Here is a 14,714-nt window from a genome sequence, read left to right on the forward strand (position 1 = left end):
GGGCGCCTGAACCAGGGTCAGGAGGTGTTTCCATGAGCGCGCAGGTGGGCCTCGATCGCGTGCACGTGCTCGTCGTGCCGGCCGAGTTCGCGCAAGGCCTGCGCCAGTTCCAGCAGGTATTCGCTGTTCGGGCCGCTCGGCCCGCGCGCGCCGGCGATCTGGCGCGCGATGTCCTGCTCGCTGGCGGGGCCGAGGTAGGCGGCGTTATCGGTGGTGGCGATGTAGACGATGCCTTCGGCCGTGCCGCCGTCGTCGAACCTCATGTCTGTCGCCAGGCGCAGGTAGCCGTTCTTCTCGCGATGGTCGAGGTGGGCGAATTCCTCCGGCGTCACCAGGTAGGCCATGCCGTGGCAGGTGGCGCCATCGGCCGGCACCAGGGTGACGACCCGGCCCGGGGCGCTTTCGGTGCCGCGGTGGTCGTGCGAGCCCTGCCAGAAGCGGCGGCTCCAGCCCCCGATGCTGGCAGGGCGCCGTTCGATGTAAGGGAAGTCGGCCTTCCAGATCAGGGAACCGTAGCCGAACAGCCAGACGCTGTCGTGGCTGTCGAAGCGGTTCATCAGGCGGTTGATGTCGATGGTATTGAGGGACATTGGAACAGGTCGGTAATTCTCACTCTCGGCGCAAATTTTTGCCGATATCAAGCAACAAGGCTGCGAGTTGTTGACTATCGACCGGCTTGGCAAAGTGGTGTTCGAAGCCTGCGCCAGATGCCGCCTCCCGGTCTTGCTCCTGGCCGTAGCCGGTGACCGCGATCAGGATGGCGCTTGCCGATTCCCGCTGCCGTCGTAGCCGTCTCGCCAGCTCGAGGCCATCCATGTCGGGTAAACCGATATCGAGCAGGCACACATCCGGCCGCTCGGTACGGGCGCGTTCGATCGCCGCAAGGGGATGGTGTTCGATCGTCACGGTATGGCCGAGCTCTTCGACGAACATGCCGAGCATGTGCGCCGCATCGACGTTGTCGTCCACCACCATCACCTTGAGGCTCTGGTCGGGAGCGGAGATGGTCGGCATGCGTTGCTCGGGCATGTGCGCAATAGCGTGCGGGCCGCGGCGCGGAAGGCACACAAGGAACTGGCTGCCCAGTCCTTCCCCACGGCTTTGTACGGCGATCGTGCCGCCATGAAGCTCTACCAGGCTTTTGACAAGCGACAGGCCAAGGCCCAGGCCGCCTTGTGATCGTTCGGAGGTCCGATCCGCCTGGGTGAACAGTTCGAAGATGGTCGGCTGCATTTCCGGCGCAATCCCGATGCCGTTATCGGCGACGGAAAGTTTGACATGACGGCCGTCGACTTCCAGGCCAAGCACGATTTCGCCGCCCTCCGGCGTGTACTTTGCGGCGTTGTTCAGGAGGTTGGCCGTGACCTGCACCAGCCGCTTGATATCGCCATCGACGGTCGCCGGTTCCGGCGGGGTACGGACGACCAGGCGATGGCGTCGGGCTTCGATCAGGGGGCGCACCTGTTCGACGGCATCGGACAATATCCGTTTGAGATCGACGATGTCGAGGTCGAGCTTGACCAATCCGCGCGTGACGCGCGAGACGTCGAGCAGATCGTCGACCAGCCCGGTCATGTGCCTGACCTGGCGCGTAATGATCGCGCTGGTTTGCCTGATCCGGGCCTCATCGACCCGGCCGAGGGTCAGCAGGTCGGCTGCCGCCGCGATGGGCGCCAACGGGTTGCGTAGTTCGTGCGCGAGCATGGCCAGGAACTCATCCTTGCGGCGGTCCGCCTGCCGTAACGCGTCCTCGGCCCTGATCCTGTCGCTGATGTCCATCTGGGCGACCACGGCGCCGACGATCCTGTCTTGACTGTCTTTCACCGGTGCACCGGATATGAGAACAGTCTTGCGTACTGGCGGATCGTCGAAGGAATCGATCGTGATGATGTCACGCGGGTTCTCCTCGCCAGCGAGAATGCGGGTCGTCGTCCATTCGCGCGCCGCGAGGCGCCTGCCGTGCCGCTCCGAATGGTCTGCCCACCAACCCTTCCACTCCGAACACCGGTCAACGCTGGCCTTACTCGTATGCGGCTCACCCCACAACTGCCTGTGCGCGGCATTCGCCAGCAGGATGTCGCCGGTGGCGTCGCTCACGACGATACCGACGGGGGCGGCCTGCAACAGCGCGTTCAGCCTCTGCCGTTCGGATTCGGCGACGTGTGCAGCCTCGATGGCGGTCTGCTCGCTACGGCGCAGCGACTCGGTCATCCTTTTTTGCTCGGTGATATCGGTGAAAAGGACCGCTACCTTGTGACCATCGTCCTCTTCGATCCTGGATGCGAAGACATCGAACCAGCGATCCAGCGCCTTGGCTTCGTTTTCAAAACGCACCGATTCGCCTGTCTGCGCAACGCGGGCATAGATGTCAATCAAGCGTGGTTCGTGCGCAGGCGCCAGGGAAAGCATTGATTTACCGACGATGTCGGTCAAGCCGGTTTGTTGCTGGAAACTCGGATTGAAGTCGCGGAAGATATAGTCGTAGGCGCGGCCATTGCCGTCGAAGAGAAGTTCGATGATGCAGAATCCCTCGTCGATGGAATCGAACAGGGAGCGGTAGCGCGCCTCGCTCTTCTTGAGCGCGGATTCCATCAATTTACGGTCATGCACGTCCGTCGAGGTGCCGAACCATAAATCGATGTCGCCCGACTGCGGATTGCGAAACGGCTCTGCACGTACGAGGAACCAGCGATATTCTCCCGATTTCGCGCGGATGCGATGCTCGACGCTGAAGCTTTGCGCACCCTGCCGGGCACGCTCCCATGCTTCCATTGTGAGTGCGCGATCGTCGGGGTGTACGAAATCCTGGGAGACTGCGTCCGGTGTCGTACTGTCAAGGAAGACGCCGGTGTAGGCCGACCACTGCTTGTTGAAATAGAAGGCGTGTCCGCTTGCGTCGACGATCCAGACGATTTGCGGGATGGCGTCGGCCATCGTCCGGAAGCGAAGCTCGCTGGCGCGTAATTTCTCTTCTGCGTGACGGTGCGCTCCGGTGCGGGCCGCCACGCGCCGTTCCAGCTCATCGTTGGCTTCACGCAGGCGCCGGTTGGCGACGTCGATCTCGATCGCCTGATTTTCGATGGTCGATGCCATCTGACTGTTGCGGTCGCGCGCCATGACAAACGCGGTGACATCTTCCACATGGTGGATGATATGACTGACATTGCCATTCGCGTCGATGACCGGGGTATTGATCGGGCTCCAGTAGCGCTCTTCGAAACGGCGGCCTGCGCCATCCGGAACCTGGATGTCGTATTTTTGGACCGCCATCGTATCGACCGTCTTGCTCTCCAGTGCGCGCAAGAGCGAGGCATGCAGGTTGCGCACGCCGTTCGCTTCGCGATCGTCGGGATTGTCCGGGAAGGCATCGAACATATAGCGACCCAGGAGGTCCGCACGTACCGTGGAGGTTGCCGTGAGATAAGCATTGTTCACAGCAACAATATGCAAGTCTGCCGAAAGGATGAGATAGGGCGATGAGCTTGCTTCGAAAAGGGCGGAGAAGTCGGGCGCTGTGCTTGCGATCATTTCTATCGAGGTGTCAGTTGACCGATTTCGGACTTCGATTGTAGCGCCTGGCGGCATGTGGCCGTGTTTCTCACGCCCGTGCGCTCTCCTGCACGTAGGCTTCCAGGAAGGCGGCGAAGCTTTCCGCGGCGGGCGACAGCGAGCGTCCCGGACGGGTGTAGATGAAGAAGCGCCGGCTCAGCACCGGCTGTTCCAGCTGGCGCATCTCCAGGCCATACAGCGTGGCCAGCGGCGCCGCGTACGGCATGCAGACCGTCACACCCAGCCCGGCCGCGGCCATCGCCAGCGCCGTGGTCATGAAGGTCACCTCGTTGGCGGGCTTCACCGACGCCGCATGCAGCGAGGCGTGCATGTCATCCAGCAAGCGTTCGGTGAACTGGCCCTGCAGCGAGATCAGCGGGTAGCGCGCCACGTCCTTCCAGGTGATGCGCGCCAGTTGTCCGAGCGCGTGGCCCTTCGGAAACACCACCGCAAACGGCATTTCGAACAGCAGTTTCGCATCCAGCGGCGGCGCCGGTTCGCGCTCCGGCCCGATGCCGGCGTCCGCCTCGCCCGACAGCACCCGGTTGACCACGCCCTCGACCGCGGTATCGCCCAGGCGCACCTCGATGTCGGGGTATTGCGCGCGGTAGGCGGCGATCGCCTGCGGCATCAGGGTGCAGGACAGCAGCTGGGGCGCGGCGATGCGCACGATGCCCTTCTTCAGGCGGGTGTGGTCGGCGACATTGGCCAGGGCGCCGTCGAGGTCGTCGATCATCTGGCTGAACAGGGGGTAGAGTTCCTTGCCGATGTCGGTGAGCAGGGCGCGGCGCGTGCTGCGGTCGACGACCTTGGCGCCGAGGGTCTGCTCGAGTTCCTTGATCAAACCCGAGAGCGCGGATTGCGTGACGTGCATCGCCTGCGCGGCAAGCGTAAAGTTACCTGTCTTGGCCAGGGCCACGAACGCGCGCATCTGGCGCAAAGTAGGGTTCATGATGCGGGATTCATAAGATTATCTAATAAATGGCGCGAAAAATACTGTTTGAATGATAGTACGATTTGTTCTCTAATGGCGGAAAGTCATCCATTGCAAAGGAAAGCAGCATGAAACTCGCCACCCTTAAAACTGGCGGCCGCGACGGCACGCTGGTCGTCGTCAGCCGCGACCTGGTCACCTGCCAGGCCGTTCCGAAAATCGCCCGCACGCTGCAGTGCGCGCTGGATCATTGGGACGAGTGCGCGCCGCAACTGCGCAAGGTGTACGAGCGCCTGAATGCCGGCACCGCCGACCGCGCCGAGTCCTTCATCGAGGAAGAATGCCATTCGCCGCTGCCGCGCGCCTACCAATGGTGCGACGGCTCGGCCTACATCAACCACGTCGAACTGGTGCGCAAGGCGCGCGGCGCCGAAGTGCCGGAATCCTTCTACAGCGATCCGCTGATGTACCAGGGCGGTTCCGATTCCTTCGTCGGCCCCTGCGATCCGATTGCGGTGCTGTCGGAAGAGTGGGGCGTCGACCTGGAAGCCGAGGTGGCGGTGGTGACCGGCGACGTGCCGATGGGCGCGTCAAGCGAGGAAGCAGCCGCCGCGATCCGCCTGGTGATGCTGGTCAACGACGTCTCGCTGCGCAACCTGATCCCGAACGAACTGGCCAAGGGCTTCGGCTTCTTCCAGTCCAAGCCGGCCAGCGCCTTTTCTCCGGTGGCGGTGACGCCGGATGAGCTGGGCGAGGCCTGGGTCGATTCCAAGCTGCGCCTGCCGCTGCTGGTGACGCTCAACGACAGCCCGTTCGGGCGTCCCAACGCGGGCGAGGACATGACCTTCAGCTTCGCCCAGCTGGTGGCGCACGCAGCCAAGACGCGCGAGCTGGGCGCCGGCAGCATCATCGGTTCGGGCACGGTGTCGAACAAGCAGGGCAGCCTGCACGGCTCCAGCATCGAGAACGGCGGCGTCGGCTACTGCTGCCTGGCCGAGGTGCGCATGTACGAGACGATCGAAGGCGGCAAGCCGCAGACGCCCTACCTGGCGGTTGGTGACACCGTGCGCATCGAGATGGTCGACAAGGACGGCGCCAGCATCTTCGGTGCGATCGACCAGGAAGTGGCGCACTATCACCGTCATGAGAGGAAACCGGCATGAAGCTCTACACCTATTTCCGCAGCTCGGCCGCGTACCGGGTGCGCATCGCCCTCAAGCTGAAAGGGCTGGACTACGAAGCCGTGCCGGTGCACCTGCTTGCCGACGGCGGGCAGCATCTCGCCGACGCCTACCTGGCGGTCAACCCGAGCGGCCTGGTGCCGGCCCTGCAGGACGAGGAGTTCACGCTCACGCAATCGATGGCGATCCTCGAATACCTCGACGAGGTGCACCCGATGGTGCCGCTGCTGCCGAAGGATGCGATCGGCCGCGCCCGCGTGCGCGAGCTGGCGCAGATCGTGGCCTGCGACATCCACCCGATCAACAACCTGCGCGTGCTGAAGTACCTGGTGAAGCACCTCGGGCTACCGGAAGAAGCCAAGACCGACTGGTACCGCCACTGGGTCATCGAAGGCCTGCGCTCGCTCGAGGCGCACCTGGCGCGCAACCCCGGCACCGGCAGCTTCTGCCATGGCGACACGCCGACCATGGCCGACTGCTTCCTGGTGCCGCAGGTGTTCAATGCGATGCGCTTCAATATCGATGTGGACGCGTATCCGACCATTGCGCGCATTAATGCCTTGTGCGTGGATTTGCCGGCGTTCAAGGCGGCGCATCCCTCGCATCAGCCGGACGCGGAGTGACGCCGTTGCCCTTGAGGCTGACATGATCCGTAGGGTGGGCGGCTCCACCCTGGCGTTCGCTTGAACGTATCGATGGCGCCGCCGACGCGTTCAGCCAGCATCCGAACAGCCGCGCAGGCGGCATCACCGTGATTTGAACGCGTGGGCGGCGTCCTGGGCGCGAGTCAATCGTATTGTCGGTTCGAGCCGCCCACCCTACGCACTACCGCGATCCGATAATCCCTGGTTTACGACCGGTCCGGCGCCGACGGCGCCGAGATCTGGTCCAGGGCCTTGTCCGCCGATCCCGAAGTCCTGGTGGCGACGTCGCCCAGCGAGACGATTCCCACCAGTTGCTTCGACTGCGCGTCGAGCACCGGCACGCGCCGGATCTGCGCGTCGCCCATGGTCTTGAGCACGTCGCCGACATCCTGGTCGCTGTTGCAGGTGCGTACGTCGGTGCTCATCACATCGACCACGCGGGTCTGGTCCGGCGCTTGCCCGGCCGCCACCGAGCGCACCGCGATGTCGCGGTCGGTGATCATGCCCACCAGCCTGTCGCCGTCGCACACGGGAATCGCGCCGACGTTCAGGTCGTCCATCATCTGCGCCGCCCGCTGCACGGTGTCCTGCGGGGAGATCGTTTGTACATCGGGGGTCATCACGTCGCGAATCGTTTGCATGGCTGCTCCTCATTAAATTTTTGGCAAGGTTGCAATCATGCCTTGAAACGGCAAAAGCGGACGCCGGATTGACCGTGGGAGTGCGCCCGGTCATGGGCTACAATCGCGCCTCCCTGCGCCTTCCCGATTCACCATGTCCACGCTCCCGATTCCCGCCCAGCTCCTTGCCGCCCTCGACCGCGCCGACGCCTCGTGGCATCCCATCCTCGAAGCCGGACTGCAGGCGCTTGCCGCCGCCGATCCGGCCTATCTGCCGGCCCTCGCCGTCGACGACTACCTGCCGACCGGGGGGCGGATATTCGCCGCCTTTGCCCAGCCTCTGGACAAGGTTCGCTACGTGCTGGTGGGGGAGGGACCCTACCCGCGCGCCGAGAGTGCGACCGGCGTGTGCTTCATGGACGGGGCGGTGGGAGAACTGTGGTCGGAGACGGGATTGTCGAAGCCGGTCAACCGTGCGACCTCGCTGCGCAACTTCATGAAGATGCTGCTGGTGGCGAATGGCCGGCTGGATGCGGATGCTACCGGCGGCAGCGCCATGGCGCCGGTCGCCGAGCGTGCGCGGACGGACGGTTCGATCCAGACCCTGGCCCAGCTGCAGGACAATTTGCTGGGCCATGGCTTTTTGCTGCTGAACGCGGCACTGGTGTTTCGCAAGCATGTGCCGCCGGCGATCGATGCACGCGCCTGGCTTCCCTTCCTGCAGACAGTGCTTGCCGCTTTGGCAAGCCGAGCGCAGCCGCCGACGCTGGTGCTGTGGGGGAAGATTGCGGAGCAGTTGAGGAAATTGCCGGAGACCGGGCGCCTGCCGCAGGTGCTTGCCGAGCATCCGTACAACCTGTCTTTCATCCGGCACGAGGAGATGCAGGCGCTGTTTGGGCCGATGGAATTGTTGCGCTTGCGCTAAGGCTGCTTGGACGCGTGGGCAAGGGACTTGCCCACCCTACGCTTTTGGGGGCTGCGAAGACAAGCCGGTCCAGATTTGCTATACTTGACTAAATCATTCAACTACTCGGGTTATTCTGCAGCATCTCTCAAGAGATTTGATTGTTGCGCTGCACCGAGGGATTGAATAAGAGCAATATTCTAACATTAAACGGGGTTGTGATGCGTCTGACCACCAAAGGCCGTTTTGCTGTTACCGCGATGATCGACCTCGCCCTGCGTCAGGGGAATGGTCCGGTCACGCTGTCGGGCATCAGCCAGCGCCAGGCCATTTCGCTGTCCTACCTGGAGCAGTTGTTCGGCAAGCTGCGCCGCCACGAGATCGTCGAGTCGATCCGCGGCCCCGGCGGCGGCTACAGCCTGGCCCGGTCTGCCGACAAGGTGACGGTGGCCGACATCATTATCGCGGTCGACGAACCGCTCGATGCCACCCAGTGTGGCGGCAAAGAAAACTGTCACGGCGCCGACGCTGCTTCCGGCACCCGTTGCATGACCCACGAACTGTGGACCACGCTGAACGCCAAGATGGTCGACTACCTCGATTCGGTCTCGCTGCAAGACCTGGTCGACCAGCAGAAGCAGAAAGAACAAAACGTCGTGGTGGTGCACCGACCCACCGCCGCTGCAGTACAAAACTGAGCAAACTGAAACCGGAGTGAACTGATGAACGCGCCTTTGGACAAACAAACCGAGCAGAGCTTCGTGACTGCGCCGCATTTCCCGATCTACATGGATTACTCGGCGACCACGCCGATCGATCCTCGCGTGGCCGACAAGATGATTCCCTTCCTGCGCGAGCAGTTCGGCAATCCGGCATCGCGCAGCCACATGTACGGCTGGAGCGCCGAGGCGGCGGTCGAGGAAGCGCGCGGCCACGTGGCGGCCCTGGTCGGCGCCGATCCGCGCGAGATCATCTGGACCTCCGGCGCGACCGAGTCGAACAACCTGGCCCTGAAGGGCGCCGCCCAGTTCTACAAGACCAAGGGCAAGCACATCATCACGGTCAAGACCGAGCACAAGGCGGTGCTGGACACCGTGCGCGAGCTGGAACGCCAGGGTTTCGAGGCGACCTACCTCGAGCCGCAGGACAACGGCCTGATCACCGTCGCGCAGCTCGAAGCGGCGATCCGTCCGGACACCATCCTGGTCTCGGTCATGCTGGTCAATAACGAGATCGGCGTGATCCAGCCGATCGACGAGATCGGTGCGCTGTGCCGCTCGAAGGGCATCATCTTCCATTGCGACGCCGCGCAGGCGACCGGCAAGGTCGAGATCGACCTGGAAAAGACCAAGTGCGACCTGATGACCTTCACCGCGCACAAGACCTACGGCCCGAAAGGCGTCGGCGCCCTGTACGTGCGCCGCAAGCCGCGCGTGCGCCTGGAAGCGCAGATGCACGGCGGCGGCCACGAGCGCGGCCTGCGTTCGGGCACGCTGCCGACCCACCAGATCGTCGGCATGGGCGAAGCCTTCCGACTCGCGAAAGTGGAGATGGATGCGGAACTGACGCGCGTGAAAGCGCTGCGCGACCGCCTGGCCAAGGGCCTGCTGGAGATCGAAGAGGTCTACATCAACGGCGACATGGAACACCGCGTGCCGCACAACCTCAACGTCTCGTTCAACTATGTCGAGGGCGAATCGCTGATCATGGCGATCAAGGGCCTCGCCGTGTCCTCGGGTTCGGCCTGCACCTCGGCCTCGCTGGAACCGTCCTACGTGCTGCGCGCCCTGGGCCGCAGCGACGAGCTGGCGCACAGCTCGATCCGTTTCACCATCGGCCGCTTCACGACCGAGCAGGACATCGACTTCGCGGTCGAGCTGCTGAAGTCGAAGGTCGGCAAACTGCGCGAACTGTCGCCGCTGTGGGACATGTTCAAAGAGGGAATTGACCTCAATTCCATCCAGTGGGCAGCCCACTAATTACAGTTTCAGAATTCAAGGAGTAACACCATGGCTTATTCAGACAAAGTACTCGACCACTACGAGAACCCGCGCAACGTCGGCGCCTTCGACAAGGGCGACGATGCGATCGGCACCGGCATGGTCGGCGCGCCGGCCTGCGGCGACGTGATGAAGCTGCAGATCAAGGTCAACGATCAGGGCCTGATCGAAGACGCAAAGTTCAAGACCTACGGCTGCGGTTCGGCCATCGCATCGAGCTCGCTCGTGACCGAGTGGGTCAAGGGCAAGTCGCTGGACGAAGCGCTGTCGATCAAGAACACCCAGATCGCCGAGGAACTGGCGCTGCCGCCGGTGAAGATCCACTGCTCGATCCTGGCGGAAGACGCGATCAAGGCCGCCGTGGCCGACTACAAGAGCAAGCACGCCGCAAAGGCGTAAATAGTTTTCACAGATTGGAGCACGCCTCATGGCAATCACCCTGACTGAAAAAGCCGCGAAACACGTCAACCGTTACCTCGAACGCCGGGGCAAGGGCATCGGCTTGCGCTTCGGTGTGCGCACCACCGGCTGCTCCGGCCTGGCTTACAAGCTCGAGTACGTCGACGATGCGACCGCCGAAGACAGCGTGTTCGAGTCGCACGGCGTGAAGGTCTTCGTCGACCCGAAAAGCCTGCCCTACATCGATGGCACCGAGCTCGACTTCGCGCGCGAAGGGCTGAACGAAGGCTTCCGCTTCAACAACCCGAACGTCAAGGACAACTGCGGCTGCGGCGAAAGCTTCCGTATCTGACGATGAAGCAGACTCACTTCGAGCTGTTCCAGCTGCCGGCCACGTTCGCCATCGATGGCGACGCGCTGGACGCGGCCTACCGCGAAGTGCAGGGCCGCGTGCATCCGGACCGCTTCGTGAACGCCACCGACGCCGAAAAACGCGTCGCGATGCAGTGGGCGACGCGCGCCAACGAGGCATACCAGACCCTGCGCAACCCGCAGAAGCGGGCGCAGTACCTTTGCGAGATCAACGGCGTCGATCTGCAGACCGAGTCGAACACCGCGATGCCGGCAGCCTTCCTGATGCAGCAGATGGAATGGCGCGAGGCGCTCGACGATGCGCGCGCGGCCAGGGATGCCGGTGCGCTGGACGAGCTGGATGCGCAGGTGCGTCGCGAGCGCAAGGGGATGCTGGAGCAGGTCGGCAAGCAGCTCGACGCGGGCGATTATCACGGCGCGGCGCAGGGCGTGCGGTCCATGATGTTCCTCGATAAATTCGGGGAAGAAGTACAGTACGCGTTCGAGGCGTTGGACGCTTAAAGGTATACGTAGGGTGGGCGGGTCTCCCGCCCGCGCGCCCAGACATGGCATGCATTGCGGCGACGCTCGTGCTGGTTGAACGCGTGGGCGGGGAATCCGCCCACCCTGCATCAAGCGGTACAGAACAATAAACAGGTATCACGACAATGGCACTACTCCAAATCGCCGAACCCGGCATGTCCACCGCCCCGCACCAGCACCGCCTGGCGGTCGGCATCGACCTGGGCACCACCAACTCGCTGGTTGCCACCGTCCGCAGCGGCAGCCCGGAAGTGCTGAGCGACGAGGACGGCCGCCAGCTGCTGCCATCGGTCGTGCGTTACCTCGCCAACGGCAATGCCAACATCGGCCACAAGGCGCAGGCGCACCAGACCACCGACCCGAAAAACACGGTCGTCTCGGTCAAGCGCTTCATGGGCCGCGGGCTGAAGGACATCGCCCACGCCGAGAACCTGCCCTACGACTTCGTCGATGCTCCGGGCATGGTCCAGATCAACACCGTCGCCGGCGTGAAGAGTCCGGTCGAGACCTCGGCCCAGATCCTGGCCACGCTGCGCCAGCGCGCCGAGGATTCGCTCGGCGACGACCTGGTCGGCGCCGTCATCACCGTGCCGGCCTATTTCGACGACGCCCAGCGCCAGGCCACCAAGGACGCCGCCCAGCTGGCAGGCATCAACGTGCTGCGCCTGCTGTCGGAACCGACTGCCGCCGCCATCGCCTATGGCCTCGACCACGGCAAGGAAGGCGTCTACGCGGTCTACGACCTGGGCGGCGGCACCTTCGACATCTCGATCCTCAAGCTCTCGAAGGGCGTGTTCGAGGTGCTGTCGACCGGCGGCGATTCGGCCCTGGGTGGCGACGACTTCGACCACCGTCTGTTCTGCTGGATCAACGAGCAGGCCAAGCTGGCCCCGCTGTCCGAGCAGGACACCGCCACCCTGATGGTCAAGGCGCGCCAGGCCAAGGAACTGTTGTCGACTAATGAAGAAACCACCGTCGAAGCGATCCTGAAATCGGGCGAGATCGTGCAGGTGACCATCACCGCCCACGTCTTCGCCGAGATCACCAGGCACCTGGTCGGCAAGACCATGAACGCGATCCGCAAGGCGATGCGCGACGCCGACGTGAGCGTCGAGGACGTCGACGGCGTCGTAATGGTCGGCGGCGCCACCCGCATGCCGCACGTGCGCCGCGCGGTGTCGGAGTTCTTCCACACCATCCCGCACGCGAACATCGACCCGGACAAGGTCGTGGCGCTGGGCGCCGCCATCCAGGCCAACCTGTTGGCCGGTAACCGCGCCGAAGGCGACGACTGGCTGCTGCTCGACGTGACCCCGCTGTCGCTCGGCATCGAGACCATGGGTGGCCTGGTCGAGAAGATCATTCCGCGCAACTCGACCATTCCGTGCGCACGGGCGCAGGAGTTCACGACCTTCAAGGATGGTCAAACCGCGCTGGCGGTGCACGTGGTGCAGGGCGAGCGCGAGCTGGTGTCCGACTGCCGCTCGCTGGCGCGCTTCGAACTGCGCGGCATCCCGCCGATGGCGGCCGGGGCGGCGCGTATCCGCGTGACCTACCAGGTCGATGCGGACGGCCTGCTGTCGGTGTCGGCCCGCGAAACCCGCTCGGGCGTGGAAGCGTCGATTACCGTCAAGCCGTCCTACGGCCTGGGCGATGACGAAGTGGCGCGCATGCTGCAGGATTCGTACAGCTCGGCCCAGGGCGACATGCAGATGCGCGCGCTGCGCGAAGAGCAGGTCGAGGCCGAACGCATCCTGCTGGCGACGCAGTCGGCGCTGGACAGCGATGCCGACCTGCTGAGCGACGCCGAGCAGGACGAGACCGCGAAACTGGTGCACGGCGTGCGCGATGCGATCCACCGTTCCAACGACACGTCGCTGGAAGCCGGCGTGCGCCAGGATGCGCTGCACGCGGCCGTGCAGGCGCTGGCCAAGGGCACCGAGGAATTCGCGGCACGCCGCATGGACAAGAGCGTGCGCAAGGCGCTGGCCGGCAAGTCGCTGGACGAAGTTTAGTAGGGTGGGCGGGGTAATTTCGGGCAATGCCCGGAATTACAAACGCCCACGCGTTCAACTATCGGTGGCTTTGCCGCAACGCATGTTTGGTTTGAACGCGTGGGCGGCAAAGCCGCCCACCCTACGAATAAACAATACATAACGAGGTAATCAAGTGCCACAAATCGTCATCCTCCCCCACCCGGTGTTCTGCCCCGACGGCGCCGTGCTGGAATCCCCGGCCGGCAAGTCGATCTGCGACGTCCTGCTGGAAAACGACATCGAGATCGAACACGCCTGCGACCGCGTCTGCGCTTGCACGACCTGCCACGTGATCGTGCGCGAAGGCTTCGCGTCGCTGAACGAGCAGGAAGAAAAAGAAGAAGACATGCTGGACAAGGCCTGGGGCCTGGAGCCGAATTCGCGCCTGTCGTGCCAGGCGATCGTGGCCGAGGAAGACCTGGTGGTCGAGATCCCGAAGTACACCATCAACCACGCAGCAGAGAAAAACCACTGAGCAGGAGGTCTGCCATGAAGTGGACTGACGTATCAAGCATCGCCGAGGCCCTGGTCGAGAAGTATCCGGAGGTCGACCCCACCACCGTGCGCTTCGTCGACCTTCACAACTGGGTCATCGAACTCGATGGCTTCAGCGACGACCGCAGCCGCGGCGGCGAACGCGTACTGGAAGCCATTCAGGCGGCATGGATCGATGAAGCACGTTAAAAACACCACCAAGCAGGCAGCGGTACAAGAACTGCCGCCGGAAGTCCGCCCCGGCCAGTCGATCGAGCTGCTCAAGGAGCTGCACATCCTTACGCGCGACGGCAAGCTGAACCAGGACAGCCGCCGCAAGCTCAAGCAGGTCTACCACCTGTACAACTTCATCGAGCCGCTGCTGAGCAGCGTCCTCCAGGAGAAGGGCAGCGTGTCCCTGGTCGACCACGGCGCCGGCAAGTCCTACCTCGGCTTCATCCTCTACGACCTGTTCTTCAAGGGGCTTGGCGACGGCTCGCACATCTACGGCATCGAGACCCGTGAAGAACTGGTAGCCAAGTCGACCGAGCTGGCGGCGCGCCTGGGCTTTGGCGGCATGTCCTTCCTGCCGCTGTCGGTGGCGGAATCGACCACGTCCAGCAAGCTGCCGGAAACGATCGACATCGTCACCGCACTGCACGCCTGTAACACCGCCACCGACGACGCCATCGACTTCGCGCTCAAGAAAAAAGCGAAGCACATGGTGCTGGTGCCGTGCTGCCAGGCCGAGGTCGCTACCGTGCTGCGCAAGAACAAGGGCAAGGACCTGGGCCGCAGCGCGCTGACCGAGATCTGGCGCCACCCGATCCACACCCGCGAGTTCGGCAGCCAGATCACCAACGTGATGCGCTGCCTGCAGCTGGAAGCCCATGGCTACCAGGTGACCGTCACCGAACTGGTGGGCTGGGAACACTCGATGAAGAATGAGCTCATCGTCGCCACCTACAAGAACCTGCCGCGCCGCCGCCCGACCGAGCGCCTCCAGGAAGTGATGTCCGAACTGGGCCTCGACGAAATGAAGCAACGCTTCTACACCCCTGTCACAGCAGACTGAGAAC

The 14,714-nt window shown here is 63.7% G+C and carries 16 protein-coding genes; 12 read left to right on the top strand and 4 right to left on the bottom strand.

Annotated features, from left to right (window positions below):
* Nucleotides 1-17: 17 nt before the first annotated feature.
* From AC56LU_RS19340 to AC56LU_RS19350, 3 genes are all read right to left on the bottom strand, one after another.
* Entirely contained in the window at nucleotides 18-590 is a 573-nt protein-coding gene (locus AC56LU_RS19340) for a gamma-glutamylcyclotransferase (protein WP_497177240.1), read from the bottom strand.
* A 19-nt stretch (nucleotides 591-609) separates the two neighbouring features.
* The gene (locus AC56LU_RS19345; protein ID WP_497177241.1) at nucleotides 610-3,528 is read right to left on the bottom strand and encodes a PAS domain-containing hybrid sensor histidine kinase/response regulator; all 2,919 of its coding nucleotides are present in this window, start codon (nucleotides 3,526-3,528) and stop codon (nucleotides 610-612) included.
* Between the two features lie 70 nt (nucleotides 3,529-3,598).
* Entirely contained in the window at nucleotides 3,599-4,501 is a 903-nt protein-coding gene (locus AC56LU_RS19350) for a LysR family transcriptional regulator (RefSeq protein WP_497177242.1), read from the bottom strand.
* A gap of 110 nt (nucleotides 4,502-4,611) precedes the next feature.
* Between AC56LU_RS19350 and AC56LU_RS19355 the strand changes: the two genes are divergently transcribed.
* Complete coding sequence (locus AC56LU_RS19355; RefSeq protein ID WP_497177243.1) at nucleotides 4,612-5,646, top strand: fumarylacetoacetate hydrolase family protein; 1,035 nt, start codon at nucleotides 4,612-4,614, stop codon at nucleotides 5,644-5,646.
* Entirely contained in the window at nucleotides 5,643-6,287 is a 645-nt protein-coding gene (gene maiA / locus AC56LU_RS19360) for a maleylacetoacetate isomerase (protein ID WP_497177244.1), read from the top strand. The genes AC56LU_RS19355 and maiA overlap by 4 nt, the downstream gene beginning before the upstream one ends.
* Before the next feature lie 227 nt (nucleotides 6,288-6,514).
* Here the strand turns inward: maiA and AC56LU_RS19365 are convergent, their stop codons facing one another.
* The gene (locus tag AC56LU_RS19365) at nucleotides 6,515-6,949 is read right to left on the bottom strand and encodes a CBS domain-containing protein (RefSeq protein ID WP_497177245.1); all 435 of its coding nucleotides are present in this window, start codon (nucleotides 6,947-6,949) and stop codon (nucleotides 6,515-6,517) included.
* 133 nt (nucleotides 6,950-7,082) lie between these two features.
* On the opposite strand from AC56LU_RS19365, the gene AC56LU_RS19370 reads away from it, so the two are divergent.
* The 10 genes from AC56LU_RS19370 to AC56LU_RS19415 all read left to right on the top strand — a co-directional run bounded on the left by AC56LU_RS19370 (nucleotide 7,083) and on the right by AC56LU_RS19415 (nucleotide 14,710).
* On the top strand, nucleotides 7,083-7,853 hold the full coding sequence (locus AC56LU_RS19370) for a uracil-DNA glycosylase family protein (RefSeq protein WP_497177246.1): 771 nt from the start codon (nucleotides 7,083-7,085) through the stop codon (nucleotides 7,851-7,853).
* Between the two features lie 200 nt (nucleotides 7,854-8,053).
* Complete coding sequence (gene iscR / locus AC56LU_RS19375) at nucleotides 8,054-8,530, top strand: Fe-S cluster assembly transcriptional regulator IscR (RefSeq protein ID WP_497177247.1); 477 nt, start codon at nucleotides 8,054-8,056, stop codon at nucleotides 8,528-8,530.
* 24 nt (nucleotides 8,531-8,554) lie between these two features.
* Nucleotides 8,555-9,811 carry an IscS subfamily cysteine desulfurase gene (locus AC56LU_RS19380; RefSeq protein WP_497177248.1) on the top strand — a complete coding sequence of 419 codons (1,257 nt, stop codon included), beginning with the start codon at nucleotides 8,555-8,557 and terminating at the stop codon, nucleotides 9,809-9,811.
* 30 nt (nucleotides 9,812-9,841) lie between these two features.
* Nucleotides 9,842-10,231 carry a Fe-S cluster assembly scaffold IscU gene (gene iscU, locus AC56LU_RS19385; RefSeq protein ID WP_497130450.1) on the top strand — a complete coding sequence of 130 codons (390 nt, stop codon included), beginning with the start codon at nucleotides 9,842-9,844 and terminating at the stop codon, nucleotides 10,229-10,231.
* A 28-nt stretch (nucleotides 10,232-10,259) separates the two neighbouring features.
* Nucleotides 10,260-10,583 (top strand): iron-sulfur cluster assembly protein IscA, encoded by a 324-nt coding sequence (gene iscA / locus AC56LU_RS19390; protein ID WP_497177249.1) that lies wholly within the window; start codon nucleotides 10,260-10,262, stop codon nucleotides 10,581-10,583.
* A 2-nt stretch (nucleotides 10,584-10,585) separates the two neighbouring features.
* Nucleotides 10,586-11,104 (top strand): Fe-S protein assembly co-chaperone HscB, encoded by a 519-nt coding sequence (gene hscB, locus AC56LU_RS19395; protein WP_497177250.1) that lies wholly within the window; start codon nucleotides 10,586-10,588, stop codon nucleotides 11,102-11,104.
* Nucleotides 11,105-11,250: 146 nt separating this feature from the next.
* Nucleotides 11,251-13,140, top strand: a complete 1,890-nt coding sequence (gene hscA / locus AC56LU_RS19400) for a Fe-S protein assembly chaperone HscA (protein WP_497177251.1) — start codon at nucleotides 11,251-11,253, stop codon at nucleotides 13,138-13,140.
* 154 nt (nucleotides 13,141-13,294) lie between these two features.
* Nucleotides 13,295-13,636: an ISC system 2Fe-2S type ferredoxin gene (gene fdx / locus AC56LU_RS19405; protein WP_497177252.1), complete on the top strand. Its 342-nt coding sequence runs from the start codon at nucleotides 13,295-13,297 to the stop codon at nucleotides 13,634-13,636.
* A 14-nt stretch (nucleotides 13,637-13,650) separates the two neighbouring features.
* Nucleotides 13,651-13,845, top strand: coding sequence for a Fe-S cluster assembly protein IscX (iscX, locus tag AC56LU_RS19410; RefSeq protein ID WP_497177253.1), 195 nt, complete (start codon nucleotides 13,651-13,653; stop codon nucleotides 13,843-13,845).
* Nucleotides 13,832-14,710 (top strand): class I SAM-dependent methyltransferase, encoded by an 879-nt coding sequence (locus tag AC56LU_RS19415; protein WP_497177254.1) that lies wholly within the window; start codon nucleotides 13,832-13,834, stop codon nucleotides 14,708-14,710. The genes iscX and AC56LU_RS19415 overlap by 14 nt, the downstream gene beginning before the upstream one ends.
* Nucleotides 14,711-14,714 lie beyond the last annotated feature (4 nt).

Source organism: Telluria sp. PB2R4 (assembly GCF_059685695.1).

What these genes read in the sequence shown, in the direction of transcription:
- AC56LU_RS19350 (WP_497177242.1), bottom strand. Translation starts at nt 4,501, where the DNA reads ATGAACCCTACTTTGCGCCAGATGCGCGCGTTCGTGGCCCTGGCCAAG.
- iscR (WP_497177247.1), top strand. Translation starts at nt 8,054, where the DNA reads ATGCGTCTGACCACCAAAGGCCGTTTTGCTGTTACCGCGATGATCGAC.
- iscU (WP_497130450.1), top strand. Translation starts at nt 9,842, where the DNA reads ATGGCTTATTCAGACAAAGTACTCGACCACTACGAGAACCCGCGCAAC.
- AC56LU_RS19370 (WP_497177246.1), top strand. Translation starts at nt 7,083, where the DNA reads ATGTCCACGCTCCCGATTCCCGCCCAGCTCCTTGCCGCCCTCGACCGC.
- hscB (WP_497177250.1), top strand. Translation starts at nt 10,586, where the DNA reads ATGAAGCAGACTCACTTCGAGCTGTTCCAGCTGCCGGCCACGTTCGCC.
- AC56LU_RS19355 (WP_497177243.1), top strand. Translation starts at nt 4,612, where the DNA reads ATGAAACTCGCCACCCTTAAAACTGGCGGCCGCGACGGCACGCTGGTC.
- AC56LU_RS19380 (WP_497177248.1), top strand. Translation starts at nt 8,555, where the DNA reads ATGAACGCGCCTTTGGACAAACAAACCGAGCAGAGCTTCGTGACTGCG.
- iscX (WP_497177253.1), top strand. Translation starts at nt 13,651, where the DNA reads ATGAAGTGGACTGACGTATCAAGCATCGCCGAGGCCCTGGTCGAGAAG.
- hscA (WP_497177251.1), top strand. Translation starts at nt 11,251, where the DNA reads ATGGCACTACTCCAAATCGCCGAACCCGGCATGTCCACCGCCCCGCAC.
- AC56LU_RS19365 (WP_497177245.1), bottom strand. Translation starts at nt 6,949, where the DNA reads ATGCAAACGATTCGCGACGTGATGACCCCCGATGTACAAACGATCTCC.
- AC56LU_RS19345 (WP_497177241.1), bottom strand. Translation starts at nt 3,528, where the DNA reads ATGATCGCAAGCACAGCGCCCGACTTCTCCGCCCTTTTCGAAGCAAGC.
- maiA (WP_497177244.1), top strand. Translation starts at nt 5,643, where the DNA reads ATGAAGCTCTACACCTATTTCCGCAGCTCGGCCGCGTACCGGGTGCGC.
- iscA (WP_497177249.1), top strand. Translation starts at nt 10,260, where the DNA reads ATGGCAATCACCCTGACTGAAAAAGCCGCGAAACACGTCAACCGTTAC.
- AC56LU_RS19340 (WP_497177240.1), bottom strand. Translation starts at nt 590, where the DNA reads ATGTCCCTCAATACCATCGACATCAACCGCCTGATGAACCGCTTCGAC.
- AC56LU_RS19415 (WP_497177254.1), top strand. Translation starts at nt 13,832, where the DNA reads ATGAAGCACGTTAAAAACACCACCAAGCAGGCAGCGGTACAAGAACTG.